24 protein-coding genes and 2 pseudogenes are annotated in these 23,683 nt (G+C 43.6%); 5 read left to right on the top strand and 21 right to left on the bottom strand.

Annotation, left to right across the window (positions count from 1 at the left end):
- The first annotated feature begins 7 nt into the window (after nt 1-7).
- Nucleotides 8-601: a chromate efflux transporter subunit ChrB gene (gene chrB, locus MOB98_RS09250; protein ID WP_268360241.1), complete on the top strand. Its 594-nt coding sequence runs from the start codon at nt 8-10 to the stop codon at nt 599-601.
- Nucleotides 598-1,134, top strand: coding sequence for a chromate resistance efflux protein ChrA (gene chrA, locus MOB98_RS09245; RefSeq protein WP_268360240.1), 537 nt, complete (start codon nt 598-600; stop codon nt 1,132-1,134). Before chrB ends, chrA begins: the two co-directional genes overlap by 4 nt.
- Before the next feature lie 127 nt (nt 1,135-1,261).
- Here chrA and MOB98_RS09240 read toward each other — a convergent pair whose 3' ends face one another.
- From MOB98_RS09240 to MOB98_RS09175, 15 genes and pseudogenes are all read right to left on the bottom strand, one after another.
- Nucleotides 1,262-2,008: an endonuclease V gene (locus tag MOB98_RS09240; RefSeq protein ID WP_268360239.1), complete on the bottom strand. Its 747-nt coding sequence runs from the start codon at nt 2,006-2,008 to the stop codon at nt 1,262-1,264.
- A 106-nt stretch (nt 2,009-2,114) separates the two neighbouring features.
- Nucleotides 2,115-2,768 carry a hypothetical protein gene (locus MOB98_RS09235; protein ID WP_268360238.1) on the bottom strand — a complete coding sequence of 218 codons (654 nt, stop codon included), beginning with the start codon at nt 2,766-2,768 and terminating at the stop codon, nt 2,115-2,117.
- Between the two features lie 185 nt (nt 2,769-2,953).
- Complete coding sequence (locus tag MOB98_RS09230) at nt 2,954-3,439, bottom strand: hypothetical protein (protein WP_187956482.1); 486 nt, start codon at nt 3,437-3,439, stop codon at nt 2,954-2,956.
- Entirely contained in the window at nt 3,439-4,275 is an 837-nt protein-coding gene (locus tag MOB98_RS09225; protein WP_419900973.1) for an AHH domain-containing protein, read from the bottom strand. The genes MOB98_RS09230 and MOB98_RS09225 overlap by 1 nt, the downstream gene beginning before the upstream one ends.
- A 32-nt stretch (nt 4,276-4,307) precedes the next feature.
- Nucleotides 4,308-4,493 (bottom strand): annotated as a pseudogene (locus MOB98_RS20875) (pre-toxin TG domain-containing protein); the annotation flags it as partial.
- Nucleotides 4,494-4,681: 188 nt separating this feature from the next.
- A complete protein-coding gene (locus tag MOB98_RS09220; protein WP_268360237.1) occupies nt 4,682-5,194 on the bottom strand; it encodes an Imm6 family immunity protein in 513 nt (170 codons plus the stop codon).
- Between the two features lie 13 nt (nt 5,195-5,207).
- Nucleotides 5,208-7,178 (bottom strand): T7SS effector LXG polymorphic toxin, encoded by a 1,971-nt coding sequence (locus MOB98_RS09215; RefSeq protein WP_268360236.1) that lies wholly within the window; start codon nt 7,176-7,178, stop codon nt 5,208-5,210.
- An 18-nt stretch (nt 7,179-7,196) separates the two neighbouring features.
- Nucleotides 7,197-7,457: a YwqI/YxiC family protein gene (locus MOB98_RS09210; RefSeq protein WP_010332154.1), complete on the bottom strand. Its 261-nt coding sequence runs from the start codon at nt 7,455-7,457 to the stop codon at nt 7,197-7,199.
- Between the two features lie 9 nt (nt 7,458-7,466).
- Nucleotides 7,467-7,889 (bottom strand): YwqH-like family protein, encoded by a 423-nt coding sequence (locus MOB98_RS09205; RefSeq protein ID WP_268360235.1) that lies wholly within the window; start codon nt 7,887-7,889, stop codon nt 7,467-7,469.
- Between the two features lie 575 nt (nt 7,890-8,464).
- Nucleotides 8,465-9,250 (bottom strand): annotated as a pseudogene (locus MOB98_RS09200) (YwqG family protein).
- 211 nt (nt 9,251-9,461) lie between these two features.
- Nucleotides 9,462-10,784: a UDP-glucose 6-dehydrogenase UglF gene (gene uglF / locus MOB98_RS09195; RefSeq protein ID WP_268360234.1), complete on the bottom strand. Its 1,323-nt coding sequence runs from the start codon at nt 10,782-10,784 to the stop codon at nt 9,462-9,464.
- A gap of 195 nt (nt 10,785-10,979) precedes the next feature.
- Nucleotides 10,980-11,744 carry a tyrosine-protein phosphatase gene (locus MOB98_RS09190; protein WP_268360233.1) on the bottom strand — a complete coding sequence of 255 codons (765 nt, stop codon included), beginning with the start codon at nt 11,742-11,744 and terminating at the stop codon, nt 10,980-10,982.
- A gap of 52 nt (nt 11,745-11,796) precedes the next feature.
- The gene (locus MOB98_RS09185) at nt 11,797-12,510 is read right to left on the bottom strand and encodes a CpsD/CapB family tyrosine-protein kinase (RefSeq protein ID WP_268360232.1); all 714 of its coding nucleotides are present in this window, start codon (nt 12,508-12,510) and stop codon (nt 11,797-11,799) included.
- Nucleotides 12,500-13,246, bottom strand: a complete 747-nt coding sequence (gene tkmA / locus MOB98_RS09180) for a protein-tyrosine kinase activator TkmA (protein WP_268360231.1) — start codon at nt 13,244-13,246, stop codon at nt 12,500-12,502. Before tkmA ends, MOB98_RS09185 begins: the two co-directional genes overlap by 11 nt.
- 234 nt (nt 13,247-13,480) lie before the next feature.
- Nucleotides 13,481-13,624 (bottom strand): hypothetical protein, encoded by a 144-nt coding sequence (locus tag MOB98_RS09175; protein WP_003221769.1) that lies wholly within the window; start codon nt 13,622-13,624, stop codon nt 13,481-13,483.
- 203 nt (nt 13,625-13,827) lie between these two features.
- On the opposite strand from MOB98_RS09175, the gene MOB98_RS09170 reads away from it, so the two are divergent.
- Entirely contained in the window at nt 13,828-15,438 is a 1,611-nt protein-coding gene (locus MOB98_RS09170) for an SWIM zinc finger family protein (protein ID WP_268360230.1), read from the top strand.
- Nucleotides 15,425-18,193 carry a DEAD/DEAH box helicase gene (locus MOB98_RS09165; protein ID WP_268360229.1) on the top strand — a complete coding sequence of 923 codons (2,769 nt, stop codon included), beginning with the start codon at nt 15,425-15,427 and terminating at the stop codon, nt 18,191-18,193. Before MOB98_RS09170 ends, MOB98_RS09165 begins: the two co-directional genes overlap by 14 nt.
- 128 nt (nt 18,194-18,321) lie before the next feature.
- Here the strand turns inward: MOB98_RS09165 and MOB98_RS09160 are convergent, their stop codons facing one another.
- The 4 genes from MOB98_RS09160 to MOB98_RS09145 form a co-directional block, all read right to left on the bottom strand.
- Nucleotides 18,322-19,179 carry a Cof-type HAD-IIB family hydrolase gene (locus tag MOB98_RS09160; protein WP_268360228.1) on the bottom strand — a complete coding sequence of 286 codons (858 nt, stop codon included), beginning with the start codon at nt 19,177-19,179 and terminating at the stop codon, nt 18,322-18,324.
- Between the two features lie 5 nt (nt 19,180-19,184).
- Nucleotides 19,185-19,961, bottom strand: coding sequence for a transcriptional regulator GlcR (gene glcR, locus MOB98_RS09155; RefSeq protein ID WP_268360227.1), 777 nt, complete (start codon nt 19,959-19,961; stop codon nt 19,185-19,187).
- Nucleotides 19,962-20,180: 219 nt separating this feature from the next.
- Nucleotides 20,181-20,522 (bottom strand): single-stranded DNA-binding protein SsbB, encoded by a 342-nt coding sequence (gene ssbB, locus MOB98_RS09150; protein ID WP_268360226.1) that lies wholly within the window; start codon nt 20,520-20,522, stop codon nt 20,181-20,183.
- Between the two features lie 76 nt (nt 20,523-20,598).
- Nucleotides 20,599-20,982 (bottom strand): hypothetical protein, encoded by a 384-nt coding sequence (locus tag MOB98_RS09145; RefSeq protein WP_019259681.1) that lies wholly within the window; start codon nt 20,980-20,982, stop codon nt 20,599-20,601.
- 176 nt (nt 20,983-21,158) lie between these two features.
- On the opposite strand from MOB98_RS09145, the gene MOB98_RS09140 reads away from it, so the two are divergent.
- Nucleotides 21,159-21,569, top strand: coding sequence for a YwpF-like family protein (locus MOB98_RS09140; RefSeq protein WP_268360247.1), 411 nt, complete (start codon nt 21,159-21,161; stop codon nt 21,567-21,569).
- Between the two features lie 117 nt (nt 21,570-21,686).
- Here MOB98_RS09140 and MOB98_RS09135 read toward each other — a convergent pair whose 3' ends face one another.
- Together MOB98_RS09135 and MOB98_RS09130 are read right to left on the bottom strand one after the other, a co-directional pair.
- Nucleotides 21,687-22,325 carry a class A sortase gene (locus MOB98_RS09135; RefSeq protein ID WP_268360225.1) on the bottom strand — a complete coding sequence of 213 codons (639 nt, stop codon included), beginning with the start codon at nt 22,323-22,325 and terminating at the stop codon, nt 21,687-21,689.
- 94 nt (nt 22,326-22,419) lie between these two features.
- Nucleotides 22,420-23,683, bottom strand: a 1,264-nt coding sequence (locus MOB98_RS09130; RefSeq protein ID WP_268367260.1) for a SpaA isopeptide-forming pilin-related protein, incomplete at its 5' end; no start/stop codon positions are given.

Here is a 23,683-nt window from a genome sequence, read left to right as displayed (position 1 = left end):
GAAACAAATGAAAAACCATCCATATCGGGATATGACGGCCGCAATGGTGCGCACAGGAATATTAGGGTTTGGGGGCGGACCTTCCGTGATTCCGCTGATTCGCCATGAAGCGGTGAATAAATATAAATGGATTGATGATGATGAATTCGGAGAAATATTAGCGATCGCCAATGCGCTTCCCGGACCGATAGCCACAAAAATGGCCGCGTACCTTGGGTTCAAACTAAAAGGCACGTTGGGCGCAATCGTGGCAACCCTCGCTCATATTCTGCCTACATGCCTTGCGATGGTAGGATTGTTTGCAGCTGTAAACGTGCTAAGCCATTCAGCAGTTGTTGCAGGCATGATAGGTGCCGTCACCCCGGTGATTGCGGTAATGCTCGGCATCATGGCGTACGAGTTTGGTCAAAAAACGCTTAAAGGTTTCGGCTGGGTCACTGGCATCCTGTTTTTCATCATCGCTTTTATCGGACTGCAAACTTTACAGATCAATCCAGGTCTTGTCATTATCATTTTCTTAGCGTACGGGGCGTTTCATTTTAAACTGAAAGACAAAATCACAAATAAACATTCAAAAGATAAAGGAATGTCGGCCTCATGATCATGATGTATTTATTTATGGCATTTTTTATTGCAAACGTACTCGGATACGGCGGCGGCCCCGCGTCTATCCCGCTGATGTTTGAAGAAGTCGTAAACAGATACGGCTGGCTGTCAAACGACCAATTCTCAAACATGCTCGCACTTGCGAACGCATTGCCGGGCCCGATCGCCACCAAAATCGCCGCATATGTCGGCTACAGCGCAGGCGGGTGGCCCGGCTTCCTGATTGCCCTGATCGCAACCGTTGTACCGTCGGCGCTCGCATTGATCGTCCTGCTGCGCATCATCCAGCGCTTCCGCCAATCTCCTGTTATCAAGGGCATGACGCTGTCCGTGCAGCCTGTCATCGCGGTCATGATGCTCATTCTTACCTGGCAAATCGGCGCAGACGGCATCCAGGCGATTGGCTGGGTTCAATCGATCGTGATTGCGGGAATTTCCCTCCTCGCCATGACAAAGTTCAAGATGCATCCCGCATTCCTGATTATCGCGGCGTTTTTGTATGGGGGGCTTGTGATCCCTCATTTATAGAAAAAAGCACCTCTAAAGGTGCTTTTTTATTTTGGCCCTGCAATATAGGGTTTCTCTCATTCTCCCAGATTGACAGCATGAGGCGAATCGATGTTTAAGCCGAAGGCTGCCTATATATAGGAATTAATTAAAAACTTGCAGCTCCGGGCCTGCAAGTGTTACCTGTGTTTTTCTGATAAAACGTTCGCAAGACATGTGTTTCAAGGTCAGCAAGGCGGACAGGGATCGGCAGTCTGCTTTCATGACTGATCATGCTCATCGTGATTTGATAGCTGCTTTCTAAATCAATGTTATGTCCGCAAGACAAGAAAATAGGCTTCACGTCCCGCCGCGTCCGCAGCGCCCGGCCATATACCTCACCGCCAATGATAATATCTGTGTATGAACCGACTTCATTTTCAGGCATTATGAAATCACAGCCTTTGATTTTGAGATAGGTTTTCGCAATCCCAATTGTCGGCTTACCCAGAAAAAAAGCCGCATGGGTGGCAACGCCCATATGGTTGTAATGCAGATACCCGTTGCCATCAAACAAAAACACATCCGGTTCCGTCTCCAGCTTTTTGGCCGCCTCGATGATTAGCGGCAGCTCGCGAAACGCAAGGAAACCAGACACATACGGCACGCTGATTTTCCCCATGCTGTGCACTTTTTCAATAACTTCTTTTGTATCAGCGTCAATGACGATGATACTGCACACTCCATACGGTTCTCCGTCCTGTTCCCAATAGGCAAGGTCGACGCCTGCGCAGGTTTTGATGGAGTCTGGATGGATCGTGGGGGATAGGTTGATACGATTTTTAAGGGATTGTTGTGTTTGAACAATATCCGATTCATCTTTTAGATGAAAATCGTGAATTTGATGTATTTCCATTTTACTTGTTTCCCTCTCTTCGCGCTCAATTGTCCTGCATGTCGATTCTAGCAATGACACCAAATTATATCATTGAAAAAAGCAGATAGTATAATCTGCTTTTTTATTAATATTCATTTTTCATTTCTTTCATAAAAATATAATCCAATTGTTTAATTAATTCTTTAAGTTCAGTACACATAATATCCTCTAAAGGATTTTCCCAATCTTCGTTTTTTATCAATTCAATCCCATAGCTTCCGGTTGGATCCCCTTCTGGGTACCACCCTACGTCAAGCAGCAAATTTTTTGTCTTATGAGAAATCTGCAGGAGATCTTGATTAAAGTCAAATAACCAAGCATCATCATTTGCCTCTAGCTTCTTAGGATCAGTATCCTTTAATGTAATGTAATCAACAGTCCAACCAGCCGGTATCTTTAGCCTTAAAAAATTGGGAATCTGTTGGCTTAGTGGCTGCAAACCCTCTAAAACCCCGCTTCCCACACTCCAGATTTGATATTCTAACTCTTCTAATAATTGTTCTATTTCATCAAAAGACTCATCTTCATAAATCTTATCTATTTTTAAGCCAGCTACTTTGATATGGTATTGATTATTTTCATATACTGCCTTCATAACAGCATTACGTTTTTCATTTTGTAGTATTAGTAATTCACATTTTTCTTGCATTCTTTTTTCTGAACATAAATTGTTCAGAACTACAGACCAGCCATTACAGATTTTTAATGGCTGCAGTTGAGAAATATGATCTCTTTCCATCCCGCTTCTCCTTCATTATTCTAAAAAATCTGCCAATTGACAACCTAGAAAGAAATTTAAACTATTCTAATATATCAGTAAACAAGGCACTTCTAACGTTAACCTCCTATTGAAAGCTGTATACAATGAGAAACAAAAACGCCAGCCCTTGGTGTCCATAGACTGACGTTTCTTGAAAACCTCTCTTAACCTTTATTAAAAACGATAAAATTCCCGTTAGGATAATCGCCATTCCAACCACACGGGAAATAACCCGCTTTATAAATTTCAAAAACCTTTTCAAAAAAATTATTTGTATTACCATTAATTGCTCTATTAATAGCACAATTGTTTAGGTCAGCTACTATATCCTCAAAAAAAGTCTTGAATTCAGTAGAAGCATGTCTGATGCTCTCAGAAAAAATATCTAATAATGCGTCTATATTTTCCGGCTTTTGATTATCTTCTAATTCGTAAAACCGCTCCCATACTTCACTCATTTCAATTTCCCTTATATCTTTCCATGTATACTCATCTTCTCCATATACTTCTTCATAAGCCAAGTATTCAGCCTTTTCTTGGTCATTAATTATTTGAGTAAAATTAGATACATTAACTGAATTTATAGGCTTGAAGGTTTTTGAAAATTCAATTACCTCTTCCACCAGATTATGATATTTTCCAAAATTCATTACTTGTTATACCACCTTTCCCAAAGATCAACTGTTGCTCCACCGCCTCTTTTCCAAACGGGTTTTCTTGAGGCGCTATCTTCTTTCCTTTCTAGTTTATATGCTTCTAATCCTTTCTCCTTTATTTTCTTTAATTCTGTTTCTAAATAATCATCCCTCATATAAAGAGGCAACCCTTTTTCTTGTAATTCTCTTAATTTTTGTTGTAAATCATATACCTGTTTTTCAATGACGTCTACACTTTGGTTAACATTAATCTCATCTAATTTTTTTCTCACAAAACTACTATAAACTGAATGATATCCCTTATGCCGTGAAGTAGCACTTATATCATCATCCGGGACCCTTAAGAAAAAGCCATTTGACGCATCATCCATATCCATTCCTAACTTCTTCAAAACAGGATGACTTCGAAACTCCTTCGGGATAATATGTTGAGCCTGATATGGAGTACGTTTTGTTGAACGTGGAAGTCCCATTTGCTCAAACATATTTTTACCTAATTTAGTTGAACTCCCCCCTGTAACCTTTCCTGGGGTCCCTGGAATTAATCTTGTGGTAGTGCTTCCACTGCTACCTCTACCCACCATCTTCACAACCCCAAGATCTTTCACAGCTTTCGTTTTCACATCAGCGTGAACAATTGGGAAAGTTGTCCCATCCGGTGTGACAGTCTTGTGGACACGAATTTTCACATTCGTCGGCACTTTGAATTCTTTTACTTGATCTAGAATCTTTCTCCCTTTTTCAACTTTTGCTACTTGTGGCGATTTAGCAAGCGGTATGCCTTTATCTATATGTTTCGCCAATGCACCGGCTCCAACCAGGCTTAACACTGCTTCCAACGCACCCGTTTTCCTCTTCTAACCGCTTTTCTAGTTTTGCAGATGGCTTTTCCGCCTTTGAAAGCACGGCCCTGCCCAGCCGACGACCGGCATGAATCCAGCTGCGGCCATAGCTCCTGCGGTCACACGTTCTGCGGTGGAGAGTTTTTTCTCCGGTAACCGGTCAACGCCTTCGGTTTTTTTAAATCATAATAACCAGTGACTTCGCCACCGATTTCACGAGGCACAGCCATTACGAATTATCTATTTCAAGTAAACATTTTTAATTTTTCAAGCATAAGTACTTTGTAAAAAACAAAAGCACTTGTTGCCTAAAAGGAAATCAAGTGCTTTTTTCTATGCATTAGGAATTCCTGCAACTATTAACTGCAAACATCCTTTTCAATTGAGTAAATAATTAGTTTTGTATTTGAAGTTCCCTTAAAACCTCTGTCCGTAGATCACTCGCAATGTTCCCATTCTTGTATCTATCCAATAAAATATTCATTTTTCTAATATAACTATCTGCATTATCTATGCATTTTGTAAAACAATCCATAAAATGGTCTACTAATGTATCATCAACTAAAGCAATTGGTTCAGGATAATATTTGACGCCTTCTCTTTCATATGCTTTTCTACTAGTATAAGCAACTGCATCTATAATACAGTTCCAAGCTGTTACATCTGTTTCATTAACTGACATCTCTTGAAGTAATGTTATCCCATTTTCTTCATTATCTAGTGATTCATAAAGAATATCCCCTATATTTTCTTTTTCTTTTAGCCAATCCCAACATTTATATATAACTTTCTGAGCTAAAACTTGATCTTCCTTTTGAGAAAATACCGTCAAAACTTTTTCTGAAAGTCCAAGGAAAAATACTACTTTACCGTCTTCTGTTAAACTACTGAAATTTGTATTAGCCATAATTAACCTCCAACTATTCAATATACTTTCCATTTTTAATCATTAGATTAAGCCTACCAGTTACTTTTATACTTTCATCCATTTCCGATGTTACTTCAATTTTCAGATTGGGATATTTTAAACTTAATTGTTTTAATACACCAGGCGGAACTTTATCGTTTGCCAATCCCTGATAACACTTTCTACATACACCGGAAGGATTCGATTGATGAAGTCTTAATGTTCCCGTTACATCTTCTGGTTTTATATCTGCCTTTATTACTGCTGAATCAAATTCATTCAGAACTCCTTCTTCTGCATGCCTAGTGAACAATGGGTTATTACCTGGAGCTTTAATATTCCTGTCAGGCATTATTTCATCTAAATCAGGTAATCCAGCTTCTTTTCTGACTTTCGGCGAACCTCCTTTAAAAGTCAAATCTTCTAACCCTTTTATATCTGTCTTTCCAACTGCAATTGTTTCAGTTTCTGGAACATTCCATTTCTTTCTCAGTGCATCTAGATCAGCTTTTCCAATATCAATGTTATTTCGTTTACCCGTACCCTTAATACCTTTACCACTACTAACCATCTTCACAATCCCAAGATCCTTAACAGCCGTCTTTTCCACATCGACACGTACTGTCGGGATTCCGAATGTAAAGCCCTCCGGAGTTACTGGGCGTTCTGCGTACACGCGGACGTTTGTTGGGACTTTGAATTGTTTTACTTTCTCTAGTGTTTTGTTTGCTTTTTGGACTTTTGAATGGGTTGCAAGCGGGATGCCTTTATCAATGTGTTTCGCCAATGCACCGGCTCCAACGAGGCTTAATGCCGCTTCCAGCGCGCCCGATTTCCGCTTCTCCTCAGACACTTTGTTTCCAAACATGTCTCTTCCTGTCACGGCTTCTGAGAATCCGTTTGAAGCAACAAGGCCGTATGCGCCCATTTCAGACATTTTGAGAATGTCTAAGGATTTGCCTGTTTTGTAGGCATCTAAAGCGTGTTCGGCCGCGATAGCCGCTTTTCCGGTTTTGTAGATGGCTTTTCCGCCTTTGAAGGCGCGGCCTGCCCAGCCGACGACCGGTATGAATCCGGCAGCGGCCATAGCTCCTGCGGTCACTCGTTCTGCGGTGGAGAGTTTTTCGCCGGTAACCGGATCAACGCCTTCGGTTGCTCTTTTATAATCATAATAGCCAGTGACTTCTCCAGTAAAGTTGCAAACTCCATCCCATGTTTTTTCGTACCATGGTTTATTTGCTTCTTCTTCAGCCTTTTCCTGAAGCCGTCTTGCTTCGGCTTGCTGGGCTTTTGCATCAATATAGGTTGTTCCTTGCTTTTCTACTTCAATGACGCTTTTGTAGACTTCATTGCTGTGGAAGGCTTTTTTGTCATAGTACATTGGGGATGCGCTCTTCCCATTGCTGGTGGCCTGCATGAGAACAGAATATTTGGTGAGCACTGCGTTGTCGAGAGATTCTAAATTTTGATATTCAGTGGTCAGGGATTCATCAAGCTGATCGACTGCCGTAATCGTGTCACGCCTGATTTTTTGGGCATCGCCCATCTTATCTGCATAGTCGTCAAGCGTGTACATGTCGAGATCAATAATATCGCTGATGCCTGACAAAATAGAATCGATTTCTTCTTTATGAGCGGAGACTATCTCTGAGGCTTTCAGGTCTCCATTGGGCAGCTCATGATCCAAAAAAGAAGTTTCCACATATGAATCATTCAGTTCTTGATCTTTAATATCTCCTGAAACGCCATTTAAAAACGCAATTTGAGCAGAGACAAGCGTCAGCCAGCTGTCAACGATTTCCCCCTGCCCCTGAAAGAACGCTTTAATATTGTCCGCGCCTTTGCCTTTAAAATTATCGCCTAAATCCGCCACTTCCTGAAACGCTTTTTTCAGCGTGTTCAGCTGCTCTTCAAGCGTCTCATATTGCTTTTTTCTGCTCTTCGCTTCTTCAATTAAAGATTTAGATTCAAATACTTTGCTCATCGCACTGCCCTTTCTGTTCTATTTTACCGCTATCGCCTCGTCCTGCTCTTTGAGTGAATCTACGTTATCCTTTGTATCCTCAATATTTTTCTGTACCGCTTTTTTGTAGTCCCCGAGCATGGTTTTGATGTTCTCCTCACGCTCATGATATTTTTTCGTATAATCGAGGCTGTTTTTTCCGTTGGAGCCCGCGGCGCCGATTGATACGTCAGCAAGCGCGTCTTTGACAGACTCTAATGTTTTGATGACTGTGTCGTACTTCAGCTTAATTTCTGACATAAGAAAAGATCACCACCATTTCAGTTTACTTATATGTTTTCCTGCTTCTTCCACGAAATCTTCTCCCTTAGCAAGAAGATCGCCTGCGGTATTTGCTAACACCAATTCTCCTGCATAAGTGGCTTTTTGGATTTCAAGATCTAAAATTTTCCCACTAATAGACGCCATATACTCGTTATATTTATCATTCACAATCTTGGATGCTTCCGATTTCGCCTCTTCTCTCCCTTTGTCGAAATCATCCGCTTTTGTTCCCGTCCAGTGCTTGCCCAATTCCGGTTTCACAATTTCTTTAATTTCAGTGATAGCCTCTTCTTGCAGTGTGTCTATGTCCTTTTTTGCTTTTTTCAGCTTTTCGATCTTGTCTTCCACGTCGGAAATTTTTCCGTTGAGCGAACTTTTGATATCCGCCAGCATACTTTCATAACCCATCTGAATCACCTCTTAATACTCAAAAAGTCGTATGGAGGGGCTGATGAAGATAGACTTTTCCATACTTTATTTCCATATATTATATTTTAAAATAGCCAGATGGCGGCTTAAATAGGGTAAATGGCTTAATTTAGGCGTATAACGCTCTTGAAATGTAGGTATATGAGCTTGTTTTCGTTCGTTATACAGCTTATGAAAACGTTTTATAAAATGAAAACTCCTAAAGTCATAGTTAAAAAGGCACTTGAAAGAGACAGATTCTGTTGATCTGCCTCTTCCTATTTATTGGTAATTAATGTAAGATGATATAAGGTGATGATGATGAGTTTTTTCAGTCCGATGATGTTATTTTTTGTTGTCTTTCCTTTTCTGTCCTTCTTTGTTTTCGGTGTTGCAGGCGCATTGTTATTTCATAAACACGGCCTTTGGTCAATGCCTCTTACGGTGCTCAGCTTATTGGTCATATTTATGTTCTGCATTGACTCGGCAACGCCTGATTTTGTTGTGTGGCTTATTTCATTTCCGCTTTTGACCCTATTGGCATCAGGTGTGACCCTGTTGATCAAAAGCTTGTATTAGCTGCAGTCCCAGTTGTACAGCACGTTTGAAAAGTCTTTTTTCCTTAAATCGTCAGGTGTGATGAAAAAATTAGCGATGCCAACGTCTCCCCACATTGAATCGATATCATCGTCTGAATCAATTTGCAAAAGGAGAACGGTATGTTCTTTATACGCATATTCCCGCGGGTCATGCTGGGTAAAAGATGCGTACCCGCCAATTTTATGGCCGAATCCGTTTTCAGCCAGTTCATTATAAATGTCTTCTTCATCCTCGCCGAACTGATCAAAGAACTCCATTGTTTCCATGCCCGTATATTGCTCAAATTGAAAATCTGTAGGCAGGACCCATTCCGCAGATTTCACAGGCTCGACTGCTGCTTCTGATAAAATCGGAAAATCACATTCGTCTGTGCCGATAAATGAAAAATCCGAAACAAGCTCCTCTTCGTTTTCTATGATATTTTCAAAATAAATCACCCTGAAATTCTTTTGTTCACATTGATCGTCAAAATTCAACCCATACACGTCATCATGCACAGAAATATAAAACTGCAGGATACCCGCGGAAGGAAAGCTGGCAAGTTGGGGAATTTGCGAGAAATTAATCTGCGCCAGAAGCTTCATCGGCCGTCCATTTTCGTCAGTCGGGTATGTTTCATGCTTGGGGAAATAGGGATCACCGGCAATTTTGCTGTCATATCGTCCTGTTGCCCCTTTTCGGAGATTCAATTTCACATATTCTTTTGCTGATTACTCCAACATGTCTCGATACGGTCCCATTTTTTCAGGCAGATGATTCATCAGATAACTCTCCTTTTCCGGCATCTCCAATTGATTTAGAAGATCTTGTTTTCTAGTTTTTCTATTGCTTCTTCGAATGCTTTTCTTCCTTTTGTTTAAGGAACCTAATTCTGTATCCTTTTCCAAACAATAGTTAAATAGTAGCAAATGAATTCAGCCCCCGCAATAGACGAAAAAAAGACTGGTTCACAACCAGTCTTTGCTATTACATCTATTGAATTGCACCAGACGGAACAACCGCCTTCCGCCCCACTGAATAATACTCTACCCCTGCAGCTGCGGCTTCATCCAATGTGTAGCAGTTTCTGCCGTCAAAAATGAGCGGCGTCTCCATTAAATCCTGATAAGCTGCTAACGGGAATTGTTTAATGTCAGCCCAGTCGGTTAAAATCATGACGGCGTCGGAGCCTTTGACAGCTTCCTCGATCGTCTCCATATATTCAACAGCTTGCGGGAGAACATGCTTCGCATGGCTTGCGGCAATGGGATCGTAGGCTTTAATACGGGCGTCGAGCGCAGCGAGACGGTCTGCAATGACAATCGACGGCGCTTCCCTCATATCGTCCGTATTCGGTTTAAATGACAGCCCTAAAAGGGCAATCGTTTTTCCCGTGACCCCGCCGAGCCTGTTCAGCGCTTTATCCACCAGCATCGCCTGCTGATTGTTGTTGACTTTAATGACCGATTTCAGCAGTTCAAAATCATGCTCGACATTTCCTGCAATTTGCACGAGAGCGTTTGTGTCCTTTGGGAAACAAGAGCCGCCGTAGCCTATGCCCGCTTTTAGGAACTGGCTCCCGATCCGCTTATCCTGTCCCATGCCGTACGCGACTGCTTCAATATCGGCGCCGACCTTTTCACATATATTCGAAATTTCATTTATAAAACTGATCTTAGTGGCCAGAAATGCATTTGAGGCATATTTGATCATCTCGGCGCTTCTGATATCCGTTTGGTAAATCGGGATTTGAAATGGGCGGAAAAGCTCCTCAAGCGTCTTGGCTGTTGTCTGATCTGCTGTTCCGATCACGATTCTGTCACCGTGAAACGTGTCATAAATCGCCGATCCTTCACGTAAAAATTCCGGATTGGATGCGACAGATATGCTGACAGGCTCCGCAAGATGTTTAGAGATCAGCCCCTCAATCAAATCGTTTGTCCCGACGGGCACTGTGCTTTTCGTTACCACGATGGCATCCCGTTTGATATGCCGGGCGATGCGTTTGGCCGCATCTGTAATATGCTCCAGGTTGGCATGCCCGTCGCTTTTCTGCGGTGTGCCGACCGCTATAAAAATAATGTCTGCCTGTGCCAAGCCTGACTCATAGCTCGTTTCAAAGCTAAGCCGCCCATCAGCTGCATTTTTTCTCATCAGCTCTTCAAGACCCGGTTCAAAAATGGGGGAAATGCCCTTTCTCATTTCATCAATCTTGTGAGCGTCAATATCTAAGCAGGTTACATGATGTCCAATCTCAGAAAGAGAAACACCTGTCACAAGACCGACATAGCCTGTTCCGATGACTGTTATATTCATTGTTTCCCTCCAACAGTTAAATTGCTGCTTTGCAGCTTCCGTATTATCGTATGAGAACATCCTATCATGAATGCGGATGATCTCCCGCATAGCCTGTCGGGTACAGCCTGTACAGATTTCTGAAATGTGATTCAATCATACAATATACTATTATATCGCTCTCAAAAAGAATGTGGTGAAATGAGAACCGGCTGTTTAAAAAAGCCCAAATAATTTTTTTCTTTTGACCGGCTGTGCGGGCTGTCTGATAATCGTCTGATTCTGCAAGAGAAGCTCGGCGTTTTCCGTTAGCATATAAGGAAATTCCGGACCGAATTCTTTCTCTAGCACACATAGGGCCTCTTGAGTGTGGAAAGTTCTCGTTTTCACATTATGGGCATCTGAGGCTACGAAATGGATCAAATTGGCTTCAGCCAGCCGGAGAGAAAATGCTTTCAGCTGTCTGCCGAAAGTCCCCGCAAGACTTCCTGAAGTTATCTGAGATGCTGCTCCTTTTTCTACAAGATGATACAGCAAGGACGGATTCTCGCGAATTTCCCTGTTGCGTTCAGGATGGGCGATGACCGGAATATATCCTTTCAGCTGCAAATCATAAAACAGCTGCTCCGCATATCGGGGAACCTGGTCAAACGGAAATTCAATCAGAATGTACTTCGTACCGTTAAGCGAAAGCAGCTGCCTTTCCGCAAGGTCCCGTTCCAAATTGCCGTATATTCTGATTTCTTGCCCCGGAAGCACGGTTAAAGGGATGTCTTCTTTGATTAAACGTTTGTTTAACTGATCTGCCGCTTCTCTGACTGCGGCTGGTTCGTTTTCATACACACCGTTCTTATGATGCGGTGTCGCAATGATAGTCCGAATCCCCTGGCAAACAGCGGCTTTTGCCATTTCTATGCTTTCGGCTGAATTACCTGCCCCGTCATCCATTGCCGGAAGAATGTGACAGTGAATATCTATCATGTCTTAGCCCCCTTTTTACGCAAAAATAAATAACGGGCAAGATGCACGTTATTTATTTTTGTATGAAATTTTCCTTATTTCCGTAATATCCGTACTCGGAATGCTTCGAAAGCTTTTTGCCGTTCATAATCGCCCCAAGGAGCTTGCTTGTGCACGATTCAAGTGCCTCTTTCGCTTTTGCAGCTTGTTCCTTATCGGTTTTCCCGCTTGAAATGACCAGAACAGAACCGTCTGCCACGTTGCCTAAAATTTGTGCATCCGCTACGGCAAGAATAGGCGGCGTATCAAAAATGACCATATCATATGCCGCACACGCTTCGTCCGTCAGTTCTTTCATCCATTTTGAGGAAAGAAGCTCAGCCGGGTTTGGCGGGACCGGGCCGCTCGTCAGCACGTCTAGATGTTTTTCATTAGAAGCTTGTACAGCCTGTTCCAGTGAGCTTTTCTTTAATAAAACGGATGTTAAGCCAATCATATTTTCAAGGTGGAAGGCCGTATGTACTGTTGGTTTTCGCAAATCAGCATCAATCAGAAGCACTTTTTTTCCCTGCTGGGCAAATACGACAGCCAGGTTAGCAGCCGTCGTTGACTTTCCCTCCCCGGGACAGGCCGATGTGATCATCACTGATTTCATCTGGCGGTCTACTGAAGCAAACTCTATATTCGTACGAATCGTCCGATATTGTTCAGAGTTCAAGGATTTCGGCTCTGTCATCGCAATGACATTCCTGCGCATCCAAGAACCCCTGCTTTTTCTAAACGCCAAAATGTCCACTCCCCGTTTTTTCAGATTGCATACCATGCAAGCTCTTCGCTGTTTTCGGCTCATTGGCAATGGTGGAAACCGTGCCTAAAACCGGTATATCCAGCAAGGATTCGAGCTGCTCTTCCGATTTGATCGTATTATCCAAATGCTCAAGCAGGAAGGCCAGTCCGATGCTTCCCGCCAATCCCGCTGCAAACGCGATGGCAATGTTGAGAAGCGGCTTTGGCGATACAGGGGACGGATGTTCTGAAACCTCGGCTTTTGACAGAATGCTGACATTGTCAACATTCATAATGGATGTAATTTTGTCTTGAAAAACAGATGCGATGGTATTGGCAATATGAGCCGCTGTTTCTGCATTTTCATCCTTGACTGATATGTTGACCACTTGGGAGTCCTGCTCGCTGGATACCGTAATTTTGTCATTCAGTTCCTGAGAGGTCATCGACAGGCCCATTTCTTTAATGACTTCGTCTAAGATGGCAGGGCTCTTAATGATGACGTTATACGTATTGATTAACTGAAGATTTGTTTGGACATCGTTAAATTGGACTTCTTTTTGGTTGTTTTTCGATTGATTGACCAGAATCTGTGTTGAATTTTCATAGATGGGTGTAAGTGCGAAGAAGCTGATGAGTCCGCCGGCAGCAGTGGCAGCTGCGGTTACAATCATAATCAAAAGTATGCGTTTTGTTAACGTAGATAATATCTCTTTTAAACTAGTAGATTCTCCCATGATACCTCCAAATCTCTTATAGCATCCTTTTCCATCTACGATTATACAACGTAGAAACCGCATTTCTCCAGCTTTTCACATGACACAATTCGACATTTTTTTACAAAACGGTATATTGCGGCTTTTTATGTAAGCGCTATATTTACTGTTTTGGCAATGCTGTCTCTTTTTCTTCTATTCAGGCAGACACATCATCTCGCATAAAAAAAATCCCGCAAAAGGCGTGCGGGATTCTTATGTTGCATATCCATTTTTAATATGAGAAATCAAATTTTCAAGCATTTCCTTCGTCGTCATCTCAGATGACCGCTCACCAATTTCATGTGCATGCATCAAAATTTTCAGAAATTCCTCTTGATTCAATTTCTTTTCACTCATTTTTTTGTTCCTTTCAGCTTCCATTAAGTTGAAAACACGATTATTATATGATGCCGGTTATCAATTTGCAATCTCTAATACATCATTCGACACATCCCATTTTTTATGTCCTTTTTTAGGAAAAACTTTTTCAGGCCGATGTGTTGCGATATAATAGAGAAATTGGATCTTTTTATTACGTGACTCGGTTAGGAGCGATAATCATGCTTCAGAATATGATTTCCAAAGACGATGTGCTGGCATCTGCTGAACAGTTAAAAGAACTTCTTCCTTACAATGAAGAAAATGTTCAGCTGATCAAAAAAGCCCTTATTTTATATCGGCAGGATTCAGTCTATCGTTTACAAGCAGTGAGTCCGACGGAAGTTACGGCTTACGTGCAGGATGTTGTGCCTGTACGGGTCACATTGAACTTGTTTGTCATAGTCAAAAGCGGCTGTTCATGTCCGTCCGGAAGAATCTGCCGCCATATGCTGGCTGTGTTTTTATATGTATATGCAATGTTCGAACGGGTGGGTACTTTTACAGAGTATTGGCTGGAGCGGGAAAAGCTTGAGGAAAGCAAAGAGCTCGTCCGCCGCCAGTTTCAGGAAAAGGTGCTGCCTAATGAAGAATCGCTTTCAAGCTGGCTTGCTTTTTTTGATTCAGAGTTCTCTCTCTGGCAGGCGCGCACGCCGGAAGGCAGCCAAAACATGCAGGGCCTCTATTATGGGTACCTGTCCGCATTAAAAAAGCATGCGCCGAACAAGCCGGAGCTGAAAAGCCTGTACCAGATTCATTCCGCGATTGCGGTTTGGCTTCGCATGTTCACATTGATTGAAGCAGGCAAGCTGAACCCCGAGCAAGATTTTTATTCCCTCAATCCGTACGTTGAACAGCTGATGGATACAATCTACAGCTCTATTGATAAATTAAAAACATACGCGCTGTCTTTTGCGCTTGATCCATTTTTGGAAAAAACACCGGATGTTATCCGAAACTTGCTGCTGAAAGAAGAAATTTTTCAATATGAACGCATCCGCATCTTCGGTGAAATTTGGAGTGCGCTGCTGGCCCGCCCAAAATGGGTGGTGCGCGAACAGGAGATTTTGAAAAAAGAAGCCGGACGGCGTTTTTCCCCTGAATTGCAATTCGGGCGCCTGCATTTGGAATTCTTGCAGAAGAATGATGATGCTATTTTTGCGGAAACCGATCAATTCCCGCCGGAAGCGCTGCCGTATACGTTTCAGTGGCTGAGTGAAATCACGGCCAAGAAGGATTGGAGACGGCTGAAAATATGGTACCAGCGGATTGAACCGATTGCGATGGGTTATACGAAGCTGGATAAGCCGTTTAAAGAGATTCGCGACGTGATCGGCGAGCTGTTCCTTCTCCTGAATGCCTATGTGAAGCAAACCAATGACCAAGCGCTGTTTGAACGCTATGCCGCGGGCTGTCTGCCGTATACGTTCACAGAATACAGCCATCATTTATATGAGAAAAAACGATATGCCGAGTGGATCGAGATTCACAGCCTTGTCGGCTTTTCCATCTATGAAATGGATAAAATCATGCTGAAGGAAATTGCAGCGAGCGATCCGGAGGCGCTTATACCGGCTTATCACAGAGAAGTGGCCTTTTTTATCGATCAGAAGAACCGCAGCTCGTACAAGGAAGCCGCCCGGTATTTGAAAAAATTGCGCACCCTGTACAGAAAAGCGAAGAAAATGAAGGTGTGGGAGCGGTATATTCAGCAGCTGAGCTCGCATTACAAGCGCCTGCGCGCACTTCAAGAAGAACTGCAGAAAGGAAAGTTGATTGATGGCGAGTCTTAAAGAAATTCTCATTCACGTCGAACAAATGGAAGATGGATCATTTACACTCTCAGCCTTTGATGAGAATGAGCAGCCTCTTCCCTACAGCCACATGAAAAAGCATTTGTTCCAATGGCACGAATCCTCATTTTACGGAACCTTTCTTGAGGATGTCAGCTTCATCGGGACAACCGCTGTTTTGCTTTCTCCATGGATGACTGTAGAGCTTCTCGGCAAAAACTCGTTCAACTCATTCAGCTCCGTGCAGCTTACAGAAGAAACGGAGCCGCTGATCGAGGCGGCATCGACCATCTATGAATTTATCGCGGACGGCGATTTTCTGCCTGACTATGAAGCGTGGACAAACGGGGTTTTTCGCTGGAAGGACCGCGACAATATACTGGATGGCTTTACCGCGGATTGGTTTTCCGCTGCCGTGCAGGATTACATCCAATATGACGATGACCTGCGGGAGAAATGGGAACACATCAAGGAGAAATCGCCTGCGGTCACGACATTCCGCGGACATTTTCTCGATGAAACGGATTTTCTTGAAGGGATCGGCTGGATTGACGATCAATCTCCATTTACAGTCGGCCTGCGCTTAAATGAACCGGACTTCGACGGAGACGATTGGAAAATTGAGTTGTTTTTACGGGATAAAAAGAGCGGCGCTGTAGAATTCTTTGACGGACTGAAGAGCCTCAAAAAATCGTGGCAGGCATACAGCGATAAAATCGCGCGTGAGCAGGACCGCTTTCACAGAACGGTTCCATGGCTGTCATTTGATTCCGGCACAACGCTGATTTCCGAGGAAGAAGCCTGGATCTTCCTGTCAGAAGCGAGTGAGACGCTTGTCGATATGGGCGTTGAAATTCTCCTCCCTTCCTGGTGGCAGATTGTCAGAGACAGCAACATGATGCTGAAGGCAAAGGTGTCGTCCGCTCCGCGCGGCGAGTCATTTGTCGGCATGAATGCGCTGCTCGATTTCAATTGGCGGTTTGCGACAAATGGAATTGAGCTGACTGAGGCTGAATTTAATGAGCTCGTCGCCAACAACAGGCGCCTCGTTAATATCCGCGGACAATGGGTAAAAATCGATCCGCAGTTTATCAAACAGATGAAGCGCCTGATGGAAAAAGCGGAATCAGAAGGACTCCACATGTCTGATATTCTGGCCCGCGAACTAATGGATCAGCAGGAAGGCGGGCCAGAAGACGCAGATCTGATTGATACAACCGCTTTTGCCGGCATTCAATTTGATCTGTCCAAACAGCTCAGGTCACTGATCCGGAAGCTCACTGCCGCGGAAAATCTGCCGGAGCACGAAGTCAGTCCTTCTTTCAAAGGAACGCTCCGCCCTTATCAGAAATACGGCATGAACTGGCTGCTGTTTCTAAGGGAAAGCGGTTTTGGCGCCTGTCTGGCTGATGATATGGGGCTTGGAAAAACAATTCAAATGATCGCCTATTTCCTTCACGTGAAGGAAAGCGGCCGGCAAAAAACGCCGAATTTGATTATCGCGCCGACATCTGTACTCGGCAACTGGCAGCGAGAGCTTCAAACCTTTGCCCCTGGTCTGTCTGTCGCTCTCCACTATGGGCCGCGCCGTCCAAAGGGTGATGATTTCAAAGCGCATTATGAAAACGCAGATGTGGTACTCACTTCATACGGACTGTCGCATGCCGATTCGGAAGAGCTGTCTTCTGTGACGTGGAGCACGATCTGCCTTGATGAAGCGCAAAATATTAAAAACGCGCATACGAAGCAATCACGCGCCATCAGAAAGCTTAAAGGGGTTCACCATATCGCGCTAAGCGGCACGCCGATGGAAAACCGCTTAACGGAGCTGTGGTCCATTTTTGACTTCATGAATAAAGGCTACCTTGGCAGTCTGACAGGTTTCCATAAACGCTATGTGCTGCCGATCGAAAAAGACCGGGACGAAAAGAGAATCGGACAGCTCCAGCAATTAATTCGGCCGTTCCTTCTCCGGCGGACGAAACGGGATGAGGAGGTCGCGCTCAACCTTCCTGAGAAGCTGGAAGAAAAAGAATTTATCCCGCTGTCAGCCGAACAGGCATCACTTTATGAGCAGCTTGTCAAAGACACATTTGACCATATGACGTCACTGACCGGTATGCAGCGAAAAGCCTTGATTCTCAGCATGCTCGGACGGCTCAAGCAAATATGCGATCATCCTGCACTCTATTTAAAGGAAGATCAAACCGAACTGCTGGCCGGCAGATCGGTCAAGCTCGAAAAACTGCTTGAGCTCATGACAGCGATCCGCGCCCAAAACGAAAGCTGCCTCATTTTCACGCAATACATTCAGATGGGGAACATGATGAAGCGGCTGCTTGAAAAAACGTTTGGTGAACCTGTGCAATTTTTAAACGGGAGTCTCTCCAAGCAAGAGCGGGATACACTCGTAGAAAAATTTCAGAAGAAAGAATACCCGACACTGATTCTTTCACTCAAAGCTGGAGGCACCGGGCTTAATTTGACCGCTGCCAATCACGTCATCCATTATGACAGATGGTGGAACCCAGCGGTTGAAAATCAAGCGACTGACCGGGCATACCGCATAGGGCAAGAGCGCTTTGTCCACGTGCATAAAATGATTACGACGGGAACAATCGAAGAAAAAATTGATGTCATGCTCGAATCGAAGCAAACGCTGAACGATCAAATTATCCAAAGTGAAAACTGGATTACCGAGCTTTCCACACAAGAACTCGAAGAATTATTTACATTGAGCGCCTCAGCGCAATAATTAACTATAAAAAAAGCTGGCTCCTAAAAGAGCCAGCTTTTTTCCGTTCATAGCCGTCACGCCGAATTTCCCAAAGAATCCGTTACGCCGGTTATCAACAGGATACACTTTTGGTGCAGCATATAAACCTACAGCAAATTCTTAATCATATAGGCGACGCCGTGTTCGTCATTGGTCAAGGTGACAGCGTCGGCCATCGCTTTGATATCTTCCCGCGCATTGCCCATCGCTACACCCTTGCCCGCAGCCTCCAGCATTGATTTGTCATTTAAGCTGTCACCCACAGCTGCGGTTTCTTCGATCGGAATATTCAGCCGTTCCGCAAGCCTCTTCAGCGCCTGCCCCTTAGAAGCTTTGCGGGAAGAAAGCTCAAAGTTGTGCTCAGCAGAACTGACAAGCGTCAAATCTTCAGCATGCTCATATCTTTTCCAGCCTGCCTCAAGCTTCTCTTTGAAGAAGGAAAAGCCGAGAATATTATAAAAGTCGATCTCCTGATCGGACTCAAACAGTTCTTGAAACGAGCCAATGTAAGCAAAACCGGATTGGCTGTATTGCACCTCGGCCGCCTGCATCAGCACGGAAAGATCCGCGTCCGGATTCGCACTCTTAAATCGGTCCAGCTCAACATCAAGAAGTTCTCTCCCGTTTTGCGGCGTATAAATGGCTGAACCTGTGAATACCTCGTAGTAATAGTTTTCCGACTCAAGCCATGAGAGAATGTCATAGGCCTGTTGTTTTTCAATGGTTTCCTGATGATAAAGCCTGCCGTCAGGATCGTGAATAACGGCGCCGTTTGCGCTGATGACCCACGTTTTGATTCCGAGCGGCTTAAAGATCGATTCGACGTCAAAATGAGCGCGTCCAGTAGACACCACCACTTCAATGCCGTCCAGCTGTGCCTGCCGCAGTGCGCTTTCATTTTCCAAGCTTACCTGATGCTTGCTGTTGAGTAAGGTTCCATCTAAGTCAATCGCAATTAATTTCACGTTTGTCAGCCCTTTCCTTCATCCTGCTCTGTCACAAGAAGTTCTACACCGTTACGGTCAAGCAAGTCACAAAACCCCTGACTCGGCAGCCTGTCTGTGATCAACAGATCGATTTCGCTCAGCTCCGCATATTGATAAAAACTGGTGCTTCCTAGCTTCGAATGATCTGCAAGCGCGATCACTTGCTTTGCCTGCTGAATCATTTTTCGTTTGACCATTCCATCTTCTTCATGCGCAATCGTAATGCCATGCTCAGAAATGCCCACTACACCGATGAGCGCTTTATCGACGTGGTAGCTTGAGAGCTTTTCAATCACAGAGGCGCCGTACAGAAAACGGTGCTCCTTTTCCAGCTTGCCTCCGAGCAGATAGATTTCAATTCCCTCTTTATCGGACAGCACGTCCGCAAGATTAATCGAGTTGGTGATTATCGTACAATCACCCGCATTCAAATGCTTTGCACATGCCTGAACAGTTGTAGAGGCGTCTAAAATCACACGGTCACCATCATGTATGAGCGATGCGGCAAGCCTGCCGATCTTGTTTTTTTCTTCTGATACTGTTTTCAGGCGGCCAGAGTAGTTTTGAATTTTCTGATGCACAGTCGGCAAAATGGCCCCGCCCCTTGTGCGAATGATGGCATTCTGTTCCTCCAGCTTCACGAGATCCCGTCTCGCTGTATCCCTTGATACTTGAAGGAGCGTACAGATTTGCTCCGTTGTAATTCGGTTATGCTGTTTTAAAAAATCCAAAATCGCTACTAATCTTTCTTCTTGGTACACGCCCTCATTCCTTTTCTTAGCATTCATCTTTAAGTAATTATAAGTTTTTACTCAATTACAATCAACATTATTAAGTGGTTTTAAGCGAAAATGCATCTTAAGAACCAATTTTTCCTAAAAAGAAAAACCAGTCTGGTCGACTGGTCAATGTTGAGGGGATGATGCGGGGATCCGATTAATCATGAATGGATGGGATAGAAACGGGGAGGAGCAGAGGGATCAATCGGCAGCTTTTTCCCGGGGTTTAGTGTCCATAAAACGAACAGTATCTGCCAGCACTTCGGTTACATACACGTTAACGCCCTCTGCGTTTTCATAGCTTCGTGTCTGGATCCGTCCGCTTACACCGACGAGAGAACCTTTTTGGCAATACAGCGCCGTGTTTTCAGCTGTTTTTCTCCAAAGCGTGCAATTGACGTAATCAGCCTCAATTTCACCTGAAGCGTTTTTGAAGCTGCGGTTTACCGCGAGCGTAACGTGTGCAACTGCCGCACCGGCGGAAGTGTAGCGAAGCTCAGGATCTTTTGTAAGACGTCCGACAAGCATGACCTGATTGAACATGCGATTCCTCCTCTCCTTGCGGTTATAAGTATTGTAGATGATGCAATGAGAAAAGAAAAACGCTTAAAAATGGCTTTCAGCCTCTGTTTTTATCCTTCGTTTTCATTTTTCCTTCAGCTAAAAACATCTTTTGTTTTTTCCCTTTAAAGAAATATGTGCTTTTTAAAAACCGGAAAAAGATTTGCTTTGTCAGCCAATTTTGCGTATTCATACACACATAGGAAGAGCCATCCCATGCAAACCACTGAAAGCTCAATTTTTTTTCCGGCAATGACACCTCAATTTTATACTGCTCCATGCCATCGTGTGTTTCGTATAAAAAACTCATCCTCCCTTTTTTGTTCAAATGAACCTCAAACACTTCTTTACGGCTTAATATATATGCTTCATCCTTTTGAATCAAACGGTTTTCAGAAGGAGTGCCGTCAATATAGATTTCTTTTAAACGAAATTGATTCATACCACATCTCTCCGTAATCCATAGTCAGTTACAGTATAATGAAAAAATAGAAATTATTAAATGTTTCGCTAATACAAAATTCTTTAGCCCCAGCATTGCAGCATTTTTTCCTAGAAAACGTTTATGTTATAATGGAAGGCAAGAAATCTTTGGAAGTAATCGGGGTGAGAAAAGAAATGAAAACCTTCAAACTGGTTGACTTGAATGTGGAACGAGTGGACAAGGAAGAGAAATCAATTGAACAGTTTCCCCTTATTGACGGACTGATTATAAATAAAGAAGACGGTGAAAATCACTGGCTGATCGAAGCGCTTGTACCGACAGAACACCTGTCTTTTTTTGAACAGCTTCAGAACAGCCAAACTGAAGCCAAAGTATTTGTAACGATCACGAAAAAAAGCAACCGCCCCGCCCAGCTGACAGCGGCAGTGAAAAATATTGTCAAGCTGGAAGAAAGCATACAGGTTTTAATCTACGGACAAATGGTCACTAGAAAACAGCAAGGCACTGAGACCATTCTGGAGTCTCTTGTAAAAGAGGGCTATACAGGAACAAAACTGATTGAGGCGTTTAAGCAAAAAATATAGGGGACATTTTTCCGAGAGAACCGGCTCAGAAGCGAAGAGCCTCAAAATATATTCTGCATTAAAAAAACTGCCGTTTTGAACGGCAGCTTTTATTTTCGTGCTTTCACTCTTGCATTTTTAATTTGTATGGCCAAAGGAATCAACCAATTTCCCTTTAACAACGAGACGCCCTTCGGTTTTGACCGCCTTGTCACATGTGATTAACGTAATCTCCTTTTTGTTTGTCTCCTCAATTACCTCAGCATCCATCTCCGATATGATGTCTTTCGATGTCACAGAAAAGATATAATCCTTTTTAAAATCAGTGATAACAATTTGGGCACCTGTTTTTATGTTTTCCAGAGGTCCGAACAAAAGGCTCTTTTGCTTCAGATGATGGCCCGCCAACGGATAATTTCCCTCGCCCATTTTCTGATCCGGGCGCATTGTTGCCGCCCCGATCAAAAGATTGTCGTTGGTAGTGCCTTTTAGGATCGGAAGCTCCAGACCGATACTTTTAATGGTGATCCGCCCGATGATCGTTTTCTGATCGTGATCAAAGCCAGCCTTTATTGCTTCCATCAAATCAGGCGGCTGGATGGAGTCAAATTCAAAAACCGCTTCTTTCTCATTATTTTCTTTCAGCTGCTCCACAGTTAATGCCGACTCAGTCTGGCTTTTGCTAAGATAGGCTATGATTCCCCCTTTGATATAAGGAGAAGAGATCAGCAGCAGTCCGAAAAGAATGAACACCGTCATGATCATTTTCTTGTACATGCAAAAAAATTCCTTTCTTATGCTTCTCAAAAATAAGCGTAGCACTTTTAAAAAAGCACCTGATCGGTTCTTCAATGATCAGGTGCCTTCATATTTATCCTTTTCTTTGCTTCTTTCTTGAGGCAACGGCTAAGCCTCCGCCTGCCATAAGCAGCAGAATACCAATCATGGCTGTCAGCATGCTGTCTGTATCTCCGGTTTTCGGAAGGGTTTTATCTGTGTTCGGCTGACCATTCGAGCTGCCATCTGTACCATTGGTTTTCGAGTGATCTCCGTCATCCTTCATGTCTCCACCCGGCGCAGGTTTATCAGGTTTGTCAGGTGTTGGTGGCGTTTTTACTTTCTGATTAGAAATCACGATCTCGACAGCTTTTGGCTGTCCTTTTTCTATTGTGAATTCAATCGGTGTTTCATCCAGTTTGTAACCTTCTGGTGCCTTTGTTTCAATCAATTGATAGCTTCCCGGCGCAAGCCCGTTTACTGTGAACTGGCCCTGTTTATCCGTTTTCCAGAGTTCAGGCAGCTCTTTTCCATAGCCGTCAGTTTTTACAGGCTTGCCGCTTGCGTCCACTAACTTGAATTCAGCGCCCTCCAAAACTGTCGTTTTATCGTCTTGATCCACTTTCGTCACTTTCACGTCACCTGGTGCCAATATGTTTTCCGCGGTGATTTTGACTGGCTTCGTGTCAGTATTTGTGATCTTGAATGATATAGGTGTTTGATCCAAATGATAATCCTTAGGCGCTTTTATTTCGACAAACTGATATTCGCCAGCTTTGAGGCCGTGAACCGTAATCTGTCCTTTTTCATCGGTAGTCAAGCCGGATTTCAGCACTTTTCCGTTGGCGTCTGTCAGATTGAACTCCGCGCCTTGCAGAACTTTATTTTTATCTTGCTGATCCACTTTGGTGAGAACGACAAGGTTCTTCGTATTAACTGCTGTCACTTTCACTTGTTCAGGTTTGCCGCCATCTTCAGCTTTAATGGTGAATGACACTGGTTTTTCGGATAAAAGATATTCATCTGGCGCCTGTTTTTCAACAAATTGATAGCTTCCCGGCGCTAACCCGTCAACTTCAATTTTGCCGTCTTCTTTTGAGACTAGATCATCTCTCACTGTTTCCCCATTGCTGTCAGTGATTTTGAATACCGCGCCTGCTAAGCCTTTTCCATCTTGATCTTCTTTCGTCAGCTGAACCGATCCTTGATAGTTCATGACGATCCCGGCATTCGCGGATTTTGGCTTTCCTGTTGCTGATTCAGAAATGGTAAACTCTTTTTTCTCCGTGTTTAGCACATAACCGGCTGGCGCTTTTGTTTCAACAAAGGCGTAACGGCCCGGCGCAAGGCCTGAAGCT

The sequence above is a fragment of the Bacillus sp. N13C7 genome, from assembly GCF_026790065.1.
GTDB lineage: Bacteria > Bacillota > Bacilli > Bacillales > Bacillaceae > Bacillus.
The sequence above is the reverse complement of the archived record's forward strand: the minus strand, read 5'-3'. Positions and strand labels throughout refer to the sequence as shown.

What these genes read in the sequence shown, in the direction of transcription:
- chrB (WP_268360241.1), top strand. Translation starts at nt 8, where the DNA reads ATGAAAAACCATCCATATCGGGATATGACGGCCGCAATGGTGCGCACA.
- chrA (WP_268360240.1), top strand. Translation starts at nt 598, where the DNA reads ATGATCATGATGTATTTATTTATGGCATTTTTTATTGCAAACGTACTC.
- MOB98_RS09240 (WP_268360239.1), bottom strand. Translation starts at nt 2,008, where the DNA reads ATGGAAATACATCAAATTCACGATTTTCATCTAAAAGATGAATCGGAT.
- MOB98_RS09235 (WP_268360238.1), bottom strand. Translation starts at nt 2,768, where the DNA reads ATGGAAAGAGATCATATTTCTCAACTGCAGCCATTAAAAATCTGTAAT.
- MOB98_RS09230 (WP_187956482.1), bottom strand. Translation starts at nt 3,439, where the DNA reads ATGAATTTTGGAAAATATCATAATCTGGTGGAAGAGGTAATTGAATTT.
- MOB98_RS09220 (WP_268360237.1), bottom strand. Translation starts at nt 5,194, where the DNA reads ATGGCTAATACAAATTTCAGTAGTTTAACAGAAGACGGTAAAGTAGTA.
- MOB98_RS09215 (WP_268360236.1), bottom strand. Translation starts at nt 7,178, where the DNA reads ATGAGCAAAGTATTTGAATCTAAATCTTTAATTGAAGAAGCGAAGAGC.
- MOB98_RS09210 (WP_010332154.1), bottom strand. Translation starts at nt 7,457, where the DNA reads ATGTCAGAAATTAAGCTGAAGTACGACACAGTCATCAAAACATTAGAG.
- MOB98_RS09205 (WP_268360235.1), bottom strand. Translation starts at nt 7,889, where the DNA reads ATGGGTTATGAAAGTATGCTGGCGGATATCAAAAGTTCGCTCAACGGA.
- uglF (WP_268360234.1), bottom strand. Translation starts at nt 10,784, where the DNA reads ATGAATATAACAGTCATCGGAACAGGCTATGTCGGTCTTGTGACAGGT.
- MOB98_RS09190 (WP_268360233.1), bottom strand. Translation starts at nt 11,744, where the DNA reads ATGATAGATATTCACTGTCACATTCTTCCGGCAATGGATGACGGGGCA.
- tkmA (WP_268360231.1), bottom strand. Translation starts at nt 13,246, where the DNA reads ATGGGAGAATCTACTAGTTTAAAAGAGATATTATCTACGTTAACAAAA.
- MOB98_RS09175 (WP_003221769.1), bottom strand. Translation starts at nt 13,624, where the DNA reads ATGAGTGAAAAGAAATTGAATCAAGAGGAATTTCTGAAAATTTTGATG.
- MOB98_RS09170 (WP_268360230.1), top strand. Translation starts at nt 13,828, where the DNA reads ATGCTTCAGAATATGATTTCCAAAGACGATGTGCTGGCATCTGCTGAA.
- MOB98_RS09165 (WP_268360229.1), top strand. Translation starts at nt 15,425, where the DNA reads ATGGCGAGTCTTAAAGAAATTCTCATTCACGTCGAACAAATGGAAGAT.
- ssbB (WP_268360226.1), bottom strand. Translation starts at nt 20,522, where the DNA reads ATGTTCAATCAGGTCATGCTTGTCGGACGTCTTACAAAAGATCCTGAG.
- MOB98_RS09145 (WP_019259681.1), bottom strand. Translation starts at nt 20,982, where the DNA reads ATGAATCAATTTCGTTTAAAAGAAATCTATATTGACGGCACTCCTTCT.
- MOB98_RS09140 (WP_268360247.1), top strand. Translation starts at nt 21,159, where the DNA reads ATGAAAACCTTCAAACTGGTTGACTTGAATGTGGAACGAGTGGACAAG.
- MOB98_RS09135 (WP_268360225.1), bottom strand. Translation starts at nt 22,325, where the DNA reads ATGTACAAGAAAATGATCATGACGGTGTTCATTCTTTTCGGACTGCTG.